Origin of the sequence: Rhabdaerophilum calidifontis (assembly GCF_008641065.1) — a bacterium.
GTDB lineage: Bacteria > Pseudomonadota > Alphaproteobacteria > Rhizobiales > Beijerinckiaceae > Rhabdaerophilum > Rhabdaerophilum calidifontis.
The window spans coordinates 334,345-352,772 of the sequence record NZ_VTRS01000002.1 but is presented as its reverse complement, the minus strand read 5'-3'; the positions used below and the strand labels follow the sequence as shown (position 1 = coordinate 352,772).

Annotated in this window: 14 protein-coding genes; 2 read left to right on the top strand and 12 right to left on the bottom strand. The window is 69.3% G+C overall.

Features of this window, described 5'->3' with window-relative positions; genetic code table 11:
- Positions 1-7 precede the first annotated feature (7 nt).
- The 3 genes from FWJ24_RS06355 to xylF all read right to left on the bottom strand — a co-directional run bounded on the left by FWJ24_RS06355 (position 8) and on the right by xylF (position 3,241).
- Complete coding sequence (locus FWJ24_RS06355; RefSeq protein WP_246155570.1) at positions 8-805, bottom strand: ATP-binding cassette domain-containing protein; 798 nt, start codon at positions 803-805, stop codon at positions 8-10.
- A gap of 10 nt (positions 806-815) precedes the next feature.
- Positions 816-2,066 (bottom strand): sugar ABC transporter permease, encoded by a 1,251-nt coding sequence (locus FWJ24_RS06350; protein WP_246155569.1) that lies wholly within the window; start codon positions 2,064-2,066, stop codon positions 816-818.
- Positions 2,067-2,197: 131 nt separating this feature from the next.
- Entirely contained in the window at positions 2,198-3,241 is a 1,044-nt protein-coding gene (gene xylF / locus FWJ24_RS06345; protein ID WP_166443604.1) for a D-xylose ABC transporter substrate-binding protein, read from the bottom strand.
- 236 nt (positions 3,242-3,477) lie between these two features.
- Here xylF and FWJ24_RS06340 point away from each other — a divergent pair, with 236 nt between their 5' ends.
- Positions 3,478-4,704, top strand: a complete 1,227-nt coding sequence (locus FWJ24_RS06340; RefSeq protein WP_150286947.1) for an ROK family transcriptional regulator — start codon at positions 3,478-3,480, stop codon at positions 4,702-4,704.
- 3 nt (positions 4,705-4,707) lie between these two features.
- Here FWJ24_RS06340 and FWJ24_RS06335 read toward each other — a convergent pair whose 3' ends face one another.
- The 9 genes from FWJ24_RS06335 to FWJ24_RS06295 form a co-directional block, all read right to left on the bottom strand.
- On the bottom strand, positions 4,708-5,634 hold the full coding sequence (locus FWJ24_RS06335; protein ID WP_150286946.1) for a methylenetetrahydrofolate reductase: 927 nt from the start codon (positions 5,632-5,634) through the stop codon (positions 4,708-4,710).
- A 16-nt stretch (positions 5,635-5,650) separates the two neighbouring features.
- On the bottom strand, positions 5,651-7,108 hold the full coding sequence (locus FWJ24_RS06330; protein ID WP_246155568.1) for a hypothetical protein: 1,458 nt from the start codon (positions 7,106-7,108) through the stop codon (positions 5,651-5,653).
- Between the two features lie 119 nt (positions 7,109-7,227).
- Positions 7,228-8,700 carry a siroheme synthase CysG gene (gene cysG, locus FWJ24_RS06325; RefSeq protein ID WP_150286945.1) on the bottom strand — a complete coding sequence of 491 codons (1,473 nt, stop codon included), beginning with the start codon at positions 8,698-8,700 and terminating at the stop codon, positions 7,228-7,230.
- Positions 8,672-11,332, bottom strand: a complete 2,661-nt coding sequence (locus FWJ24_RS06320; protein ID WP_150286944.1) for a nitrate reductase — start codon at positions 11,330-11,332, stop codon at positions 8,672-8,674. The genes cysG and FWJ24_RS06320 overlap by 29 nt, the downstream gene beginning before the upstream one ends.
- Positions 11,333-11,470: 138 nt before the next feature.
- Complete coding sequence (locus tag FWJ24_RS06315) at positions 11,471-12,265, bottom strand: ABC transporter ATP-binding protein (RefSeq protein WP_150286943.1); 795 nt, start codon at positions 12,263-12,265, stop codon at positions 11,471-11,473.
- Between the two features lie 11 nt (positions 12,266-12,276).
- Positions 12,277-13,185: a nitrate ABC transporter permease gene (gene ntrB / locus FWJ24_RS06310; RefSeq protein ID WP_150286942.1), complete on the bottom strand. Its 909-nt coding sequence runs from the start codon at positions 13,183-13,185 to the stop codon at positions 12,277-12,279.
- A 31-nt stretch (positions 13,186-13,216) separates the two neighbouring features.
- A complete protein-coding gene (locus FWJ24_RS06305; protein WP_150286941.1) occupies positions 13,217-14,533 on the bottom strand; it encodes a CmpA/NrtA family ABC transporter substrate-binding protein in 1,317 nt (438 codons plus the stop codon).
- Positions 14,534-14,872: 339 nt separating this feature from the next.
- Positions 14,873-15,847 carry an alpha/beta hydrolase family protein gene (locus FWJ24_RS06300; protein ID WP_150286940.1) on the bottom strand — a complete coding sequence of 325 codons (975 nt, stop codon included), beginning with the start codon at positions 15,845-15,847 and terminating at the stop codon, positions 14,873-14,875.
- A complete protein-coding gene (locus FWJ24_RS06295; RefSeq protein WP_150286939.1) occupies positions 15,844-16,911 on the bottom strand; it encodes a LacI family DNA-binding transcriptional regulator in 1,068 nt (355 codons plus the stop codon). Before FWJ24_RS06295 ends, FWJ24_RS06300 begins: the two co-directional genes overlap by 4 nt.
- Positions 16,912-17,127: 216 nt before the next feature.
- Between FWJ24_RS06295 and FWJ24_RS06290 the strand changes: the two genes are divergently transcribed.
- Positions 17,128-18,414: an ABC transporter substrate-binding protein gene (locus FWJ24_RS06290; protein ID WP_150286938.1), complete on the top strand. Its 1,287-nt coding sequence runs from the start codon at positions 17,128-17,130 to the stop codon at positions 18,412-18,414.
- The last annotated feature ends 14 nt before the right edge of the window (positions 18,415-18,428 follow it).

Here is an 18,428-nt window from a genome sequence, read left to right as displayed (position 1 = left end):
ATCGTCCTCACAGGCTCGCGCCGGGGCCGGGAACGGCCCCCGCCGGACATTTTCCGCCGATGATCATGCCCAGCACCTCATCCTTGGTGACATCGGCGACCCGCGCCGTCCCGACGACGCGGCCGTTCTTCATCACCGTGATCCGGTCGGCGAGATCGAACACGTCGTGGAGATCGTGGCTGATCAGGAAGATGCCGATCCCCTCCGCCTTCAATTGCCGGATCAGCGCGCCGACCTGCGCCGTCTCGGCGGGGCCAAGCGCGGCGGTGGGCTCGTCCATGATCAGGATCCGGGCATTGAAATGGATGGCGCGGGCGATGGCCACCGATTGCCGCTGCCCGCCGGACAACGCGCTGACCGGCTCCTTGAAACGACGGAAATGCGGGTTGAGCCGCGCCATCACCCGGCGCGTCTCGGCCTCCATCGCCGCGTCGTCGAGCGTGCCCCAGCGCGTCAGCCGCTCGCGGCCGAGGAAGATGTTCGCGGCGGCATCGACATTGTCGGCGAGTGCGAGGGTCTGGTAGATCGTCTCGATCCCGTGCGCCTTGGCGTCGCGCGGGCTCTGGATCGAGACCGGCGCGCCGTTGACGCGGATCTCGCCGGAATCCGCGCGATAGGCGCCGGACAGGATCTTGATCAGCGTCGATTTGCCGGCGCCGTTATGGCCGAGCAGGCCAACAACTTCGCCGGCATGGAGATCCACCGAGGCGGCCTCGACCGCCTTGATGCCGCCGAAGGCGATCGAGATCTCGCGCATCTCGACCAGCGGTGCCGGGGCTTCGCTCATGGTCCGGGTTTCGCTCATCCCGTCCTCCTCACCGGATGCGGCGCCGGTAGAGCGTGTCGAGCCAGACGGCCGTCACGAGCACGATCCCGACGACGATGTTCTGGAGCGGCGTATCGACGCCGAGCAGCACCATGCCCGATTGCAGGCTCTGCATCACAAGCGCGCCGAGCATCGCGCCGACGATGGTGCCGACCCCGCCGGACAGGCTCGTCCCGCCGATCACCGCCGCCGCGATCACGTAGAGTTCGTCGAGCGTGCCGGCTGCGTTGGTCGCGGCGTTGAGGCGCGCCGTGGTGATGCAGGCGGCGATGCCGGTCAGTGCGCCCATCAGCCCGTAGACCTGCATCAGCACGCGGCGCGTGTTGATGCCCGAGAGTTGCGCGGCCTCCGGATTGCCGCCGATCGAGAAGACATAGCGGCCGAAGCGCGTGCGCTTGGCGAGGAAGGCCATCGCGGCGCCGATTCCGACCGCGATCAGCACCGGAACCGCGAATCCGTGCGGGATCTCGATCCCGCCATCGGGCCAGGGGATGCCTTGTGCGTCCGCGAGTCGGCGCGCCACGCCCATCGGCAACGGATAGGCATTGACGACGAGGGCCGCGCCGGCCACCCCCGCGGCAGCAACCGCGAAAACCAGCATCTCGGCCCAGACCGGCCGTACACTGAACCCGAAGCCGAGCTTGCGTCGCCGTTCGACGAGCAGGATCGCGCCGATGGCGAGGATCGCGAGCCCGGCGATCAGCCAGCTCGGGCCGGCCCCGACCGCGCCCTCGATGCCGCCGCCGATCGACCGGAAGTGCGTGTCCATCGGCGCGACCGTCTGCCCCGTCGTCACCCACCAGGCCGCGCCGCGCCAGACCAGCAGCCCGCCGAGCGTGACGATGAAGGAGGGAATGGCGAGATAGGCGATCAGCGCACCATGGAGGAGCCCGATCAGGCCGCCGGCGAGGATCGCCACCAGCACCGCGGCCGGCCAGGTCAGCGGGTGTTCGAGCCCCCAGAATTCCGGCAGCAGCCGCGCCTGCACGACGCCGACGATCATCCCGACGACTCCGAGCACCGAACCGATCGACAGGTCGATGTTGCGCGTCACGATCACCAGTACCATGCCGGTGGCCATCACAGCGATCGCCGAGGTCTGGACCGAGAGGTTCCACAGGTTGCGCGGCGTGAGGAACGCCCCCTGCGACAGGACATGGAACCCGATCCAGATAAGCACCAGCGCGGCCATCATGCCGATCAGGCGCGGGTCGATTTCAAGCTTGCGAAAGGCATCCATGGCAAGGGACCGGCATGGCGGGGCGGCGCGCCCCAGGGCGCTCGGCATCCGCGAAGGCTGAGGGTGACATTCGGGGCCGGGCGCTCCGGGCGGCGCCGCGAGGGCGCCGCCCGGAACCGCGGGGACGAGCGTCAATTGCAGGCGGGGACCTTGCCGGCGGGAACGCCCTGGCACACCGCCGCCTTCGGCGCCCAGCCGGCTTCGATCACCACGCCGAGATTCTCCCGCGTCACCGCGACGGGCTTGAGGAAGATCGCCGTCATGTTCGCCTTGGAGGGGCCCTGGTTCCACTTGACCGCGCCCGGCACCTCTTCGAGCTTCTTGCCGCCGGCGAGCTGGATGGCGATCTCGGCGGCGCTGCGCCCGAGGGTCCGGGCATCCTTCCATACGGTCATCGTCTGGGTGCCGAGCGCGATGCGGTTCAGCGCCGCGCGGTCCGCGTCCTGGCCCGAAACCGGGACCTGCCCGGCCATGCCCTGCGCCGCGAGCGCCGCGATCGCGCCGCCGGCGGTGCCGTCATTGGCGGCGACCACCGCGTCGACCTTGTTGTTGTTGCGCGTCAGGAACTGTTCCATGTTCCGCTGCGCGTTGGCCGGCAGCCAGCCATCGGTGAAGGCCTCGCCGACATTCCTGATCTTCCCGGCATCGATCGCCGGCTTCAGGACCTCCATCGAGCCCTGAAACAGGAAATTCGCGTTCGGATCAGCGCCGGAACCCTTGATGAAGACGTAATTGCCCTGCGGCTTCGCCTTCTGCACCTCGCGCGCCATCATGCGGCCGACCTCGACATTGTCGAAGGTGAGATAGAAGGCCTTGGGATTCTCGATCAGCCGGTCATAGCCGACGACGGGGATGCCCTCGTTGAGCGCCTTGTCCACCGCCGGGCGGATGGCCGAGGCATCCTGCGCCAGCACGATCAGCGCCTTGGCGCCGCGGGCGATCAGGCTCTCGACATCCGAAAGCTGCTTTGTCGGGTTCGATTGCGCATCCGCCGAGAGATAGGTGCCGCCGGCCTTCTCGATCGCGGCCTTGATCGCCGCCTCGTCGGTCTTCCAGCGTTCTTCCTGGAAATTCGACCAGCTGACCCCGATCACGGGGCCCTTGGCCTGCGCCAGCGCGGAGCCGGCGGCGCCAGCCAGCAGCATCGCCGCAACAATGCGAACGACAGGTTTCATCGTCTTCCTCCCGGTTTTCATTCTTGGGGGAGCCGCCGGTCGTCGGTTCCGCGCAACCGCGCTTTCTCCCTTCCGTCATGGGAACGCGAAAGCCGCAACCTGTCAACAATAATTTGATGATCGAACAAAATGAGACGTGAACCCCATGATCTTTGGCCAAAAGACGTAATTTATGGCGCTGTAACGACAATTTTTGCACTTGCGCGCCTCTGCTCCCGACCGTAATATTTTATTTTATGAACGAAATAGCGCCCCTGCTTGTCGGAGATGCCTCGCGCCGCGATCTCTCGCGCCAGCGCGTCCTGGAAGCGCTCCGGCGCGACGGCCCGCTGAGCCGGGCGGCGATCGGGCGGTTGACCGGGCTTTCGCCGGCCTCGGTCTCGGCGATCACGGGGCAATTCATCACCGAGGGGCTGCTGTGCGATATCGGCGCCGATCCGCCGGAGGCGAGCGCCGGGCCGGGTCGACCCGGCCAGCGGCTCGGCTTCCACCCGGCGCGCGGCGCGATCATCGGCCTCTGGGTCGGACTGGACAGGCTGATCCTGCATCTGGCGGATTTCTCCGGCGAAACGATCGAGGCGCGCGACGAGCGGCTGCCGCTCGCGGCGCTCGATGCCGAGGCGCTGGTGGCGATCCTCGCCGACCGTGTTGTCCACTTCAGCCGTGAGGCGGGCAGCGGCATGCCGATCCTCGGCGTCGGGGTCGCCTTCCAGGGCTTCGTCGACCAGCGCAAGGGCGAGGTGGTGTGGAGCCCGGTCACGCGCTGCACGCATGTGCCGCTGGTTGCCGGGCTCGAGGCAGCGCTCGGCCTGCCGGTCGATCTCGACAACGACGCCTCCGCCATGGCCTTCGCGATCACCCAGAGCGAGCCGGCGCTGCGCGAGGGGGTAACGGCCTGCGTGATGCTGGGCGACGGCGTCGGCCTCGGGGTGTTTGTCGACGGCAAGCCGCTGCGCGGGGTGCATGGCGGCGGCATCGAGTTCGGCCATGTCCGGTTCAGCGCGCGGGGCCCGCAATGCCGCTGCGGAGCACGCGGCTGCATCGAGAGCTTTCTTGCCGATTACGCCCTCTACCGCGATGCGATGGCGGTCTCGGATATCGGACCGCCCGCGGAGGGGCGCCAGCCGAGCGAGACGGAGATGACGCGGCTCGTCGCCCGCGCCGCGGCCGGGGATCCGGCGCTGGCCGGTCTGTTCGCCGAGGCCGGCCGGGTGCTGGCCGAGAGCCTGACCATGCTGATCCGCCTGTTCCAGCCGGATACGATCGTGCTCTGCGGCCCCGGCATGCGCGCCTGGCCGCTGATCGAGGAGGCGCTGCACGCCGCGCTCGACCAGCGCGCGATTCCGTTCCTCGCGCGGCGGGCGGGGATTCGCGCCCTGCCCTTCCGGCCCGCTTTCCTGACCGAGGGAGTGATCCGCGCCGCGCTGGAGCGCCTCGACCGGCGACTCGCCGCCAGCTCCTGAGGCTCAGGCCCGAGCGTGGCGGCCGCCGCGCATCACGGCGTTGAGCCAGGCGGCAGCGGCCTCGACCGCACCGAACGAAAACAGATGGATGCCGACGACATTGCTCTGCGGCAGCGGCGCGAGATGACGCGCCAGCGCGAGCAGCTGCTCGGACGGATCGGTATGCGTCACGAGATCGACGGCGCGGCGTCCGTCCCGGCTCAGTGCCAGCAAGGTGGCACCGACCCCGCAGGCCCGCGCGAAGCGCAGCAATGCCGCCGGGCTGCTCGGCCCGGCGAGCCCGATCTGTACCCCGAGCTCGGGATAGCGCCGCCGCAGCAGCGCGACATGCTCGATGATCCGCGCCGGCTGGAAGCAGAACTGGGTCAGCAGCGTCGTGCCGAAGCCGCGTGCCGCCGCGCCTTCGAGCTTGGCGGCGAGATCGGCCTCGAGCGTCGCGAGCGGAATGCGCGGATGCCCCTCGGGATAGCTCGGCAGCACGATCTCACGCAGCCCGTGCGCCGCCAGGGCCGGCTCGGCCAGCAGCGCACGGCCGTCGGCATAGGGGCCGAGCGGCCGGGCGAGATCGCCGCCGATCACCAGCGCGCGCCGCACCCCGGCCTCGGCGGTGGCGCGGGCGAGGAAGTGACGAAGCTCAGCAGCGGATTCGATCCGCCGCGCCGCGAGATGCGGTACCGGTTCGAGCCCCGCCTCGCGCAAAGCCAGCAGCGCGGGAATTGCCTGCGCGAGCGGGTGGCGGGGCAGATGGTTGACGAAGACCGGCGTGCCGCTCGGGAGGATCTCGGCGATGGCATGCGCATCCTTGGGCCGCAGCGCGCCGATCTCCAGCGAGCCGGACGCCGCGAGCCCCGCCGCCTGACGCTCGACGGCCTCCGGCACCGGTTCGCGCGCGAGGCCGTCACGATCGACCGGCAGAACCTGACCCAGCATGCCCCCCCTCCCCGGATCACGCCCGCCGGCGCGCGATGATGTAGGATTCGTCCTGGAACCAGAGCCGGCCATAGCGGTTCAACACCGCGCGCGTCGCCGCGAGATAACCCGGCCCGCCGAGCGCGTCGGTCAGGCGCTCGTCATCGATCTGGTTGACATAGACCGCCGCGTTCCAGGCCGCGAACAGGGTCGAGGTACCGATCCCGGCGCCGGATACTTCCGAGGGCAGCGTGTGCATCTCGTAGCGGAAGATCGAGCGCGCGTCGGATTGGGCGATGAAGCTGAAATGCCGCGCCTCGCGCCCCAGCGCGCGGCGGGTGGCGGCGAGGATCTCGCGGCGGCCGTGGAGATAGGGATTCTCCCCCGGCCAGACGCCGCGCACGATCTCGAGCCCGGGATCGCCGCCGCAGGAATGGATGCCGATCAGCCGCCCGCCCGGCCGCAGCGCGCGGCTCAGCGGCGCCACCACCTTTCCGGCCTTGAAATCCGGCGTCACGCGCAGCCGATAGGGCTGCGAGGCGATGACGAGATCGTAGCCGGCATTGGCGCGCCCCTGCCGGGGGATGACGTCATGCAGCAGGAAGCGCATGTCGTCGCGGTAGAGGATCATCACCGTGGGGCGCTCGTAGATCGGGTTGCCGGTCTTCGGCGAATGCCGCGCCTGCCAATGCGCGGAGAGGAAGGGTTCGAGGGCGCCGATCTGCACCGCGAAATCGTCGGAGGTGGCGCCGGTCAGGCGGACCTCCTTCCAGGTCAGCCCGTTGGCGATTGCGGGGTCGCGCGGGGTCAGCCAGGGCGCCTCGGAATAATAGAGATTGGTGACGACCAGCACCGTCGCGGGATGCTCGAACAGGCGGTCCGCCATCTTGTCGAGCGAGAGCCGGACATCCTCGAGGCTGATCTCCTTGCCCACGACATAGAACGGCGTGGTGGGGAAGCGGCGATGCATCTGCCGCATCACACGCGTCAGCACGGTGCCGTCGCCCATGCCGGCATCGAAGACGCGCAGGGCCGGCGGATCGGGCCGCAGATTCTGCAATTCCTGCCCGACGCGGCGCGCGATCACCGCCTTCTCGGAGCAGGTCGAGACAAAGAGCAGGTATTTCTGGCGATTGTCGAAGAAACGGAAATTCTTCTGCCGGTCGCGCGCCTCGGCAGGGTCCGGCGCCGCAGCGGGCGCAGGGCGCGGCGCGAAGCGCAGCAGCGGCTGCAATTCCCGCGGATGGGCCGGCGCCGCGGCGCCGTGGCGCGCCATGAAGGCAGCAACGCGCGCCAGCGTCTCGGGCCGGATGCGGGCGCCGTCGCGCAGGCGGGGGATGAACTTGCCGTCATTGACTGCGAGCCGGCCGAAGGTCGATTCTGCGATGCCGCGCGCCCGGCAGAAGGCGCCGATAGCGTCCAGAAGGGCCGGCGCCTCGCCGGAATCGTCGGCCGCGCCCTCCTCCCGCCGCTGCTCGCTCGCCTCGACGCGCATGGTTCCGGCCCCCGATCGCGCGGCATCATCCGATGCCCGGGCAAAGGCTAGGCGCGACAACCGTGGGACGACAACCCCAAACGCAACGACGCTTCGTGTGGGATATTTCCCACGCCCGTTCAGCACGCCGCACGCGGCGCCGGAACCGGCGTCGCGTCCCGTCCCATCCGCGCGAGCGCGAAGACCGCGCCGATGCCGATCAGCACCGGCGCGCCGGTCGGCAGGCCGGCGATCCCGGCCGGGAGATCGCGTAGCCCGCCGCGCCAGACCGCCTCACCGGCGCGCGAGATGCCGGCCATGGCGATGGCCGGCGTCTCCGGTGCCATGCCCTCGGCCTCGAGCCGCGCGACGATCTCGGCCGCGCGCCGGGCGCCCATGTAGAAGATCGTGGTGGCGTGCGGCCGCGCGAGATGCGCCCAATCGAGCGTTTCCGGCAGGGTTCCGGCCCGCGAATGGCCGGTGACGAAGGTCAGCCCCTGGGCATGTTCGCGATGGGTGAGCGAGACGCCGATGCGCGCCGCCATGGCCTGCGCCGAGGTGACGCCCGGCACGACCGAAACCGGAATACCCGCCGCGTCCAGCGCCGCGATCTCCTCGCCGGCCCGGCCGAAGATCATCGGATCGCCGGATTTGAGTCGCACCACGTGCTTGCCCTGCCCGGCGAGCTTCAGCATCAATGCGTTGATGTCGTCCTGCGCGCAGCTTTCCCGCGCGCCGCGCTTGCCGACCATCATCCGCTTGGCCTCGCGGCGGGCGAGTTCGAGCACCCCGTCCGAGACGAGATCGTCGAACAGGATCACATCCGCCGATTGCAGGGCGCGCACGGCCTTCAGGGTCAGCAATTCCGGGTCGCCCGGCCCGGCACCGACCAGCGTGACGCGGCCACCGGCGGCGGATTGACCGGTCCGCACCGCCTCGATCAGCCGGCGGAGATCCGCCTCGTCCCCACCTGCCGGCGCAGGGCCGAAGGCGCGGTCGGCGAAGGCTTCCCAGAAGGCCCGCCGCTGCGGCCCCGGCGCCAGCCGGTCGAGCACCGCGTCGCGGATCCGGCGCGCGAGGCCTGCCCATTCGGTGAGGCTCGCGGGCAGCAGCGTCTCGATCTTGCGGCGAACGGCCTGGCCGAGGATCGGCGCCGCGCCGTCGGTCGAGATGCCGATCACCACCGGCGAGCGGTTGACGACCGAGCCGAAGATGAAATCGCAGGTGCCGGGCTTGTCCACCGTATTGACCGGCACGCCCGCCGCCCGCGCGCCGCAGCGGAACGCCTTGGCTTCGGCCTCGTCCTCGAAATCCCCCACCGCGATCGCCGCCCCGGCGAAGACATCGATCGCCCAGGGCCGGGCATGCAGCGCCAGGGTCCCAGCCGCCGCGCCGCGCGCCAGCAGCGCCTGCATCTCGTCGGAAGGCTCCGGAGCATAGATCGCGACATCGGCCCCGGCCGCCGCCAGCAGTTCCGCCTTCCAGGCCGCGCCGGGCGAGCCGCCGGCCAGCACCGCGCGCCGGCCCTGAAGGTCGAAGAAGACCGGCAGCCGGGCGAGCGCGCCGAGCCGCGTCGGCGCGGCCTCAGACGGCTTTCTCGAGCGGGTGCTCATCGATCAATCTCCGGATCTCGCCGCGGCAGGAGCCGCAATTGGTGCCGGCCTTGAGCAGGGCGCCGACTTCCTCGACATTCGTCGCGCGCCCCGCGCGGATCGCTGCCGTAATCTCGTTCACGCCCACCGCGAAGCAGGCGCAGAGGATCGGGCCGGGATCCGGACGCTCCGCGCCGCCCTGCCCGGCCAGCAGCCGCAGCCGCGCCATGCCGGCATGCGTCCCGCCCAGCGCGCCGGCGACAAAGCCGCGGGCGATCAAGAGCGGTTCCGGCGCCGTGAACAGCGCGCAGAGCAGCCGCCTGCCCGCGAAGGCGGCGAGCCGCGTCAGCCCGGCCTCGGCATCGTAATAGGCGACCCATTCCGCATCCTCGCTTGTCTGGAATAATCCGGCGGCGAAGTTCTGCCAATCCTCCGGCATGGCAGCGCCGGCAAGTTCGAGCTGAAATCCGCCCTCGGCATGGGCCAAAGCCCAATAGGCCAGCCCCTCGGGGCGCGGTCGGGCGACGCTGACCGCGAAGCCGTGCCAGGCGGCGCGGAAGGGCCGCAGCGCCGCCGGGCTCGCCTTCAGCCCCGGCTGGCCGGAGACCGGGTCGGCGGCCGGATCGGTCGCGGCATTGATCCGCCCGCGCGCTGCGAAACGGTCGGTCCAGTGCATCGGCACGAAGATCGCGCCGCGCCGCTGGCGTTCGGTGACATGGGCGCGGAACAACCCCGATCCCCGCGCCGTCCGGACCTCGACCAGCCCGGCGGGGGCGATCCCGGCCTCGGCCGCATCCTGCGGATGGATTTCGCAGAACGGTTCGGCGGAATGGCTCGAAAGCCGCGGGACCTGCCCGGTGCGGGTCATGGTATGCCATTGGTCGCGGATGCGGCCGGTATTGAGCCAGAGCGGGAATTCCGCCGCGCGCTGCTTCACCGGCGCCGGAACCGGCGTCGCGACCATGCGCGCGCGACCGTCGGGGGTGAAGAAACCGCCCTCGGCGAAGAACCGCGCCTGCCCCGCCGCCGAACCCGGCCGGAGCGGCCATTGGAACGGCGCGAGTGCCGCATAAGCTTCGGCATCGATCATGGCATGGGCGGAAATGTCGAAATCGCGGCGCATCTCCGGCTCGAACCCGGACAGGGCCGCGTGCTCGCGGAAGATATCGGCCGGCCCGGCGTATTCAAAGCCGGCGAATCCCATGCGCCGCGCGACTGCCGTGAGCTGCCACCAATCCGGCCGCGCCGCGCCGGGCGGCGCACGGAAAGCGCGCTGGCGCGAGATCCGCCGCTCGGAATTGGTGACGGTGCCGTCCTTCTCGCCCCAGGCGGCAGAGGGGAGCAGCACATGCGCGAAGCGGGTCGTGTCGGTTTCGCGCATGGCGTCGGAGACCACGACGAAGGGGCAGTCGCGCAACGCCTCCTGCACGTCATCGGCATCGGGCAGCGAATCCGCCGGGTTGGTGGCCATGATCCACAACGCCCTGATCCGCCCGTCGCGGACCGCGCGGAACATGTCCACCGCCTTGAGGCCGGGCGCCTCCGCGAGGCGCGGTGCCGCCCAGAACCGGCGGACGAGATCACGATGGCGGGGATCCTCGATCGCCAGATGCGCCGCCAGCATGTTGGCGAGCCCGCCCACCTCACGCCCGCCCATGGCATTGGGCTGGCCGGTGATCGAGAACGGCCCCATGCCGGGGCGGCCGATCCGCCCGGTCAGCAGGTGGCAATTGAGGATCGCGTTGACCTTGTCCGACCCCGAGACCGATTGGTTGATGCCCTGCGAATAGACGCTTACCACCCTCTCCGTCTCGGCGAAGAGACGGAAGAACGCCGCGACCGCTGCCGGCGCGAGCCCGGTTTCCCGCGCCACGCGGGCAACGTCATAGGACGCGGCGGCGGCGAGCGCCGGGCCGGGATCGCCGACATGGGCGGCGAGATAGGCCGGGTCGCGGCGGCCTTCGGCGTCGAGATGATGGAGGAGCCCGAGGAAGAGCGGCAGATCGCCGTCCGGCTCGATCTCGAGATGGAGATCGGCGGCCTCGGCCGTCACGGTGCGGCGCGGGTCGATCACGACGAGGCGCGTGCCGCGCGCCGCGCGCGCCGCGGCAAGGCGCTGGAACAGCACCGGATGGCACCAGGCGAGATTGGAGCCGACGAGCACGACAAGATCGGCCTGCTCGATATCCTCGTAATTGCCCGGAACCGTATCGGTGCCGAAGGCGCGGCGATGCCCCGCCACGGAGGAAGCCATGCAGAGGCGGGAATTGCTGTCGATATTGGCCGAGCCGATGAACCCCTTCATCAGCTTGTTGGCGACGTAGTAATCCTCGGTCAGGAACTGGCCCGAGACGTAGAGCGCCACCGAATCCGGGCCATGGGCGGCGATGGTCTCGGAGAAGCGCCGCGCCACGAGGTCGAGCGCGCTCTCCCAATCCGCACGGGCGCCGCTAATCTCGGGATGGAGGAGCCGGCCGTCATGCCCGAGCGTCTCGCCGAGCGCGGCGCCTTTCGAGCACAGCCGGCCGCGATTGGCCGGATGCGCCGGATCGCCGGCGATTTCGACCGTGCCGTCGGGCGCGGGCCGCGCGAGCACGCCGCAGCCGACACCGCAATAGGGGCAGGTCGTGCGGATCGGAGCGGGTTCCGCCATGTCAGACATCCCCGGCATGAAGACAAGCCCCACCCCGCCATTCGGAACCCGGCCTGAGACCGGGAAGATCCGATCCCATCCCCAGCCGGCTCCTGCGGGCGCCGATGGCCGGGCCAAGAGGCGACATCGGTGCCTCCTTCATGCGGCCTCGACGAAACGATGGCGCTCGTAGAGGAAGCGCAGCACCGTCTCGCGCGCGGCGACATAGCGCGGATCCGAGACCAGTTCGAGCCGCCGGCGCGGCCGTTGCAGCGTGACGGGCAGCACCTCGCCGATCGTCGCGGCGGGGCCGTTGGTCATCATCACGATGCGGTCGGAGAGCAGCACAGCCTCGTCGACGTCATGGGTAATCATGATCATCGTGTTGCCGAGCCGGGCATGGATATCCATGACGCTGTCCTGCAGATGGGCGCGGGTCAGCGCATCGAGCGCGCCGAAGGGCTCGTCGAGCAGCAGGATCTTCGGCTCCATGGCCAGCGCCCGCGCGATGCCGACGCGCTGCTTCATGCCGCCGGAAATCTCGGCGGGGCGCTTGTCGCGGGCATGGCCCATCTGAACAAGATCGAGATTGGCCATGATCCAGTCATGGCGCTCGGCGCGGGATTTCCGCCCGGCGAAGACCTTGTCCACCGCGAGCTTCACATTCTCGTAGACCGTGAGCCAGGGCAGCAACGAATGGTTCTGGAACACCACCGCCCGGTCCGGCCCCGGCGCGTTGACCTCGCGGTTCTCGAGCAGAACCGCGCCGAGGGTGACAGGGGTCAGGCCGGCGATGATGTTGAGCAGCGTCGATTTCCCGCAGCCGGAATGGCCGATGATCGAGACGAACTCGCCCTGATCGATGACGAGATTGATGTCGCGCAGCACCTCGCTCGCCTGTCCGTTGCGGGCGAAGGTCTTGGCTAGATGGTCGAGCTTCAGGTAGCCGGGCATGCATCCCTCCCTCAGGTCACGGAGACGCCGCGGGTCACGACCCGGCCGACCAGCGCGACGAGACGGTCGAGTGCAAAGCCGACAAGGCCGATATAGACGAGCGCGACGATGATGTCGGGCAGCCGCGAGGAATTCCACGCGTCCCAGATGAAGAAGCCGATCCCGACCCCGCCGGTCAGCATCTCGGCGGCGACGATCGCCAGCCAGGAAAGCCCGATCCCGATCCTCAGCCCCGTGAAGATGTAGGGCGCGGCGGAAGGGACCATGATCTTGAAGAAGAATTCGACCGTGTTGAGCCGCAGGACCTCGGCGACGTTGCGGTAATCCTGCGGGATCTGGCGGATGCCGACGGCGGTGTTGATGATCACCGGCCAGATCGCGGTGATGAAGATCACGAAGATCGCGCTCGGATTGGCGTCGCGGAACGCCGCGAGGCTGATCGGCAGCCAGGCGAGCGGCGGCACCGTGCGCAGCACCTGGAACAGCGGATCGAGCCCGCGCGTCGCCCAGACCGATTGCCCGACAAGCGCCCCGAGCAGGACGCCGACGATCGCCGCGAGCCCGAAACCGTAGATCACGCGTTCGAGCGAGGTCAGCACGCGCAGCCCGAGACCGATATCCTGCGAGCCGTTGACGAAGAACGGATCAAGGATCAGGTCCTTTGCCTCGCTCCAGATCACGCTCGGCGGCGGCAGCGCGGCGCCCGGCTTGCCGAAGGCGATCTGCCAGAGGACGAGCAGCGCGGCGATCACCACCAGCGGCGGCAGGATCGTCGCCGCCAGCGCCCCGGCCCGCGCGCGCCAGCCGGTTGGGCGGGCGCCAGGCGCCCGGCCGGGCAGGCGGAGGATGCGGGCGGATCCGCTGGGGCGCGGCGCCGGGCCGGCGGGTGGTGGAACGGTCTTGAAGGCGGGCTGGGCCATGCGGGATGCTCCGTCTGTCCGGGCCGGCGCGTCAGGAGAGACGCTTCACGGCGAGCGATTTCAGGTAGGATTCGGGATCGGCGGGATCGAAGACCTTGCCGTCGAAGAATTTCTCGACGCCGCGGCTCTCGCCGGAGGGGAGATCCTGCAGGCCGAGCCCCCTGGCCGCCTCGAGCCAGAGATCGGCGCGGTTGCTCCTGCCGACAAGCGCCTTGATGTCGGTATTGGGCTCGAACTTGCCCCAGCGGATATTCTCGGTCACGAACCAGGCATCGAGGCTCTTCCAGGGATAGGAGCTCTCGCCCGCCTTGCCCCAGAACTTCATCTGGAGGTTGGTGCCCTTCGCCTGCTTGCCGCGGCCGTAATTGATGTCGCCGCGCAGCCGGCCGATGATATCCGCCACCGGCACGTTGAACCATTGCCGGCGGCCGATGATCTCGGCCATTTCCTGCTTGTTCTCGCTTCTGTCGCACCAAATCTGCGCCTCCATCACGGCGGCGAGAATGGCGAGCGTGGCTTTCGGGTTCGCATCCACCCAATCGGCGCGCATGCCGAGCACCTTTTCCGGGTGGCGGAACCAGATCTCGCCGGTGGTGGCGGCGGTGAAGCCGATGCCCTGGTTGACGAGCTGCTCGTTCCACGGCTCGCCGACGCAGAATGCGTCCATGGTGCCGACCTTCATGTTCGCCACCATCTGCGGCGGCGGCACCACGATCGTCTGGACATCCTTGTCCGGGTCGATACCGCCGGCGGCGAGCCAGTAGCGGATCCAAAGGTCATGCGTGCCGCCGGGGAAGGTCATAGCGACCTTCACATCCTTGCCGGCGGCCTTCTTCCGGGCGAAGGCCTCCTTGAGCGCCGAGGAATCCGTGCCGACCGGCAGATCCCTGTATTCGTTGGAAACCGAGATTCCCTGGCAATCCTCGTTGAGGTTGAGCAGGGTATACATCGGCAGGGGCTGGCCGTTCTGCATCACCTTGCCGGTTGAATAGAGATGCACCTTCGGCCGCAGGATATGGCCGCCATCGATGCCGTTGGCCTTGGTGCCGAGCGCCATGTTGTCGCGTGTCGCACCCCAGCTCGCCTGCTTGGCGATGTCCATGTCCGGCAGGCCGTGTTTGGTGAAGAAGCCCTTCTCCTTGGCGATGATCAGCGGCGCGGCATCGGTCAGCGCGATATAGCCGAGCTTGGTGCCTTTCACCTCGGGGCCCGCGCCCTGCGCATGCGCGCCGCCGGGCAGCAGCGCCCGCGCCGCTGCGAGGGTCGCCGCCGCCGCGCCGAGGCGCAGCAGGTCGCGCCGGCTCGCCGCCGCCGGAAGGGATTGGGCCCGCGTGATCACCCTGGCCATCGATCGGTTCTCCCCTGTCCGCGGGCGCAGCCCGCCGTGAAGCCAGCGCCCCGCGATTCCGACACCGCCGCCGAAAGCCCGTGAGCGCGAAAGGCCGGGTTCAGGGCGGCATCGCTGCGCCCTCTCCGTGCCTCCCTTCTGCACAGCATGAGCCGTGCCAAGCACCGGCAGAGCCGCAGGAAGGTTGCTTTACCCTTGTTTCTCAACGGACAAGCGGAAAGTCTCCCGTCGGCCGGATGTGCCGCGCATCGGGGCCGGCATCATGCCGCGGCCGCGCCTTCGGGCGTTCTGCCTTAATCTTGTGCAACGCAAAACAATCTGTTGGGGCTTTTGCAGCGCTCAGCGCCGCGCATTGACGCCGCCGGCATGGGCGGGCGCGAGCCGGCGGCGCAGGAAATCGAGGACGCCCGCGCGCATCGCCGGCGTCTCGCGATGCCCCGTCTCGGCCGCGACATGGCATTCGAGCGCCGCCGCGGCGCCGGCCGCGCGATAGGCCCGCTCGAGATCGGCGCGGGCGCGGGCGAAGGCGGCCGGCGGTGTCAGCGGATCCTCGGCGCCGATCGCGACGAATTGCGGACAGGGCGCGGCGAGCCCGGCGATCGCGCCGGTCGAGACCGCGCGGGCCAGCCCCGGCACGGTGAGATAGGGGCCGTGGAGATCATGGGCGCCGGCCTCGATCAGCGCCGCGAGATCGGCGAAGACGCAGAGCTGGGCAATGGCGCGGAGGCGCGGCTCCAGCGCGCCGAGCCAGAAGGCATGGGTGGCGCCCATCGACAGGCCGAGGACACCGAGGCGGCGGCGATCGACCGCCTCCAGCCCCGCAAGGAGCGCCAGTGCGCCGCGCAGATCGGCGATCATCTCGCCGAACAGCGTCGTGCCGTGCCAGAGATGGCGTTTCGCCGCCGCGCTCTCCGCCTCCCCGCGCCGCGCGCCGAAACAGGGCATGTCGATCGCCAGGCTGACGAACCCGTCCCGCGCCAGGGCCGGGCCGTAAGGCGCGACGAGCGCGGGCCGGCCCTCGATGAGTTCGTCCGCGCCGGTCTCGTGGCGGTTGCCATGAGCATGACAATAGAGCAGCGCCGGGCATGGCCCGGCCGGTCGCGCCGGCGCGCAGAGAAAGCCGCGAACCGGCGTGCCCTCGTCGCGGCGCAGGTCGAGCCGCCAGGCGAGGACGCCGTCCGCGGTGTCGAGCGCGTGGTGGCCGGTGAGCAGGAACCGGCTCGCCGGCATCCCGCCGAGCAGGCGGCGGAGCCGGGCGCGGAGGCGGCCCGGCGCTCTACCAGAGACAGAGGCAAAGTCAGCCGGCATCGTCATTCGCACGCGTCATCCGCGCGCGCGACGAGGCGGTAGGGCAGCAGTGCATCCCCCCCGCCCCGTCCTTCCCAGCGCGCGCGGAGCTGCGCGAGGATGGCGGTGCCGAAGGATTCATACGGCACATGGACCGAACTCAGCCAGGGCGCGATCCAGGCATTGAGGATGTTGTCGTCGATGCCGACGATCACGCAATCGCGCGGGACATGGATCCCCGCCTCGCGGGCGAGGCGATAGGCGCCGTAGGCCATCAGATCCGAGACCGCGAACAGCCCCTCCGGCCAGCCCCCGGCCTCGACGAGCTGCCGGGTGGCGGCGTAGCCCGCAAAGAGATGCTGGAGCTCGAGCGACATCCCGGTGCCGATCGCCGAAGCCGGCACGCCGCGTTCGGCAAGCCGGGCGCGGAACCCCGCGACACGCTCCTCGATCGCCGAGGAACTGGTCGCGGAATGGATCAAGCCGAAGCGCCGCAGCCCGCGCTCCAGCAGGTGATCCGCCGCCATGGCGCCGGCGCCGCGATTGTCGATGCCGACGAAGGGCGCCGGACGCCCGCGCAGGGCCGGCCTGCGACCGACGAACACGACCGGCTCGCCGCCCTCGACGAAAGCCTCCAGCATCGCCGTCGCAAGGCCCGAGACGACGACATAGCCCTCGACCGATTGCGAACGCATCGCCGCGAGATATTCGTCCTGGAGCGCCGGCTCGTCATGCGTGTCGCACAGGATCATCACATAGCCGGCCTCGCGCAGCGCGGTCTCGGTGGCGCTCGCGATTGCCGCCATCGCCGGGTTGGTGAGGTTCGGGGCCAGCATGGCGACGATGCGGCTGCGGCCGTGGCGGAGTGAGCGGCCGATATTGTCGGGCCGATAGCCGGTCGTCTCCAGCAGCGCCTGAACCCGCGCCACGGTCTGCGGATTGGCGCGGTTGAGCTGGCCGTTGGCGATGCGCGAGACGGTGGAGATCGACACGCCCGCCGCGCGCGCGATCGTCGAAAGCGAGACGCGCGGGCGGCGCGGTCCCGGCTTCTCCCTGTCGCGCTGCGGCTGCTCGCGCTGCGTCTGCTTCATCGAAAGGAGCCTCGCCTTGGCCGCCCGGAATACGGCAGGATGCGGCGCGACGCCATGATCGCGCAATCCCCCACAACCATCTTCACTCAACTTGACATCGTTGGCAAACGTTTGCCAAACTATGTCCGAAACGGTGGACCGAAGCCTCTTGCGGGGATCCGGGATATCGCCGATCCAAGAAGCGGGCCCGGTGGGCGGGCCAGGGAGGAGAAGACCATGCTTGCTTTGCCTGTGAAGGCCCGGCTCATCGCGCTCGGCATCGCGGCCGGCACCGCGGCGCTCTCGTCGGGTGTCTCGGCGCAGAATGTCAACCTGCGCTATCTCTGCTACGCCGACGCCAATGAATGCGACGTCGCGCGCGACCTGCTCGACCGGTTCGAGAAGGCGAATCCGACGATCAAGGTCACGGTCGACAAGGTCGGGTTTGCCGTGATCCGCGAACAGCTCGAAACCCGTCTGCAGGGCGGCGAGGCGCCGGACATGGCGCGCGTCACCAATCTCGGCGGCCTCAACAAATATTATCTCGACCTGCGCCCGCACATAAACGCGGCCTATTGGGAAGAGAATTTTGCCTCCACCCTGCCCTGGATGCGCGTCGGCAAGGACGACAAGGGCATCTACGGCTTCATGACCCAGCTCACCGTCACCGGACCGTTCGTCAACAAGACGATGTTTGACCAGACCGGCGTCAAGATGCCGGCCGCCGGCGCCACCTGGGACGATTGGGCCAAGGCCCTCGCCGAGGTGCAGAAGAAGGGCAAGATCTATTCCGGCATGGCGCTCGACCGCACCGGCCATCGCTTCGCCGGGATGTCGATCTCCTACGGCGCCCAGTATTTCGACGCCAACGGCAACCCGAGCGCCGTCGTCGATGCCGGCTTCAAGGCGGTGGCCGAGCGCCTCGTGCAATGGCACAAGGACGGGCTGATGCCGCCGGATATCTGGCCGGGTGCTGCCGGCGCGAAATGGAAGAATGCCGGCGACATGTTCATCAACGGCGACACCGCGATGCATATCGCGGGCTCGTGGATGATCCAGAAATTCCAGAGCGATATCGGCGACAAGTTCGAATGGATCGTGCCGCCGCAGCCCTGCGGGCCGGCCGGCTGCTCGGCCATGCCCGGCGGCGCGGCGATGGTGGCGTTCAAATCCACCAAGCACCCGAAGGAAGTGGCCAAGGTCATGGAATTCATGGTCTCGGAGCCGATCCTGAAGGAATATTACGAGCGCACCGTGCAGATCCCCGCGCATAAGGGCCTCGCGGCCAAGGGGCTCACCTACGGCAAGGAAGTCGGCGCGCAGACGCAGGCTGCGCTCAAGCAGTTCACGGCCGATTTCCAGAAGATCTCGCCGGTCGCGCATGCCCTTCAGGGCTACCAGCGCAATGTCGCGATCTACAACGCCACCGTGAACTACATCGCCCAAGCGATCACCGGACCGCTGACGCTTCAGCAGGCCTATGTCAAGATCCAGGAAGAAATCGACAACGCCGTGAAGAAGTAAGCGGCGGGACGGCG

Coding starts and splice junctions, on each gene's coding strand:
- FWJ24_RS06335 (WP_150286946.1), bottom strand. CDS start 5,634: ATGCTGGGTCAGGTTCTGCCGGTCGATCGTGACGGCCTCGCGCGCGAA.
- FWJ24_RS06300 (WP_150286940.1), bottom strand. CDS start 15,847: ATGACGATGCCGGCTGACTTTGCCTCTGTCTCTGGTAGAGCGCCGGGC.
- FWJ24_RS06290 (WP_150286938.1), top strand. CDS start 17,128: ATGCTTGCTTTGCCTGTGAAGGCCCGGCTCATCGCGCTCGGCATCGCG.
- FWJ24_RS06350 (WP_246155569.1), bottom strand. CDS start 2,066: ATGGATGCCTTTCGCAAGCTTGAAATCGACCCGCGCCTGATCGGCATG.
- FWJ24_RS06315 (WP_150286943.1), bottom strand. CDS start 12,265: ATGCCCGGCTACCTGAAGCTCGACCATCTAGCCAAGACCTTCGCCCGC.
- FWJ24_RS06330 (WP_246155568.1), bottom strand. CDS start 7,108: ATGCGCGTCGAGGCGAGCGAGCAGCGGCGGGAGGAGGGCGCGGCCGAC.
- FWJ24_RS06295 (WP_150286939.1), bottom strand. CDS start 16,911: ATGAAGCAGACGCAGCGCGAGCAGCCGCAGCGCGACAGGGAGAAGCCG.
- FWJ24_RS06305 (WP_150286941.1), bottom strand. CDS start 14,533: ATGGCCAGGGTGATCACGCGGGCCCAATCCCTTCCGGCGGCGGCGAGC.
- FWJ24_RS06320 (WP_150286944.1), bottom strand. CDS start 11,332: ATGGCGGAACCCGCTCCGATCCGCACGACCTGCCCCTATTGCGGTGTC.
- cysG (WP_150286945.1), bottom strand. CDS start 8,700: ATGAGCACCCGCTCGAGAAAGCCGTCTGAGGCCGCGCCGACGCGGCTC.
- xylF (WP_166443604.1), bottom strand. CDS start 3,241: ATGAAACCTGTCGTTCGCATTGTTGCGGCGATGCTGCTGGCTGGCGCC.
- FWJ24_RS06340 (WP_150286947.1), top strand. CDS start 3,478: ATGAACGAAATAGCGCCCCTGCTTGTCGGAGATGCCTCGCGCCGCGAT.
- FWJ24_RS06355 (WP_246155570.1), bottom strand. CDS start 805: ATGAGCGAAACCCGGACCATGAGCGAAGCCCCGGCACCGCTGGTCGAG.
- ntrB (WP_150286942.1), bottom strand. CDS start 13,185: ATGGCCCAGCCCGCCTTCAAGACCGTTCCACCACCCGCCGGCCCGGCG.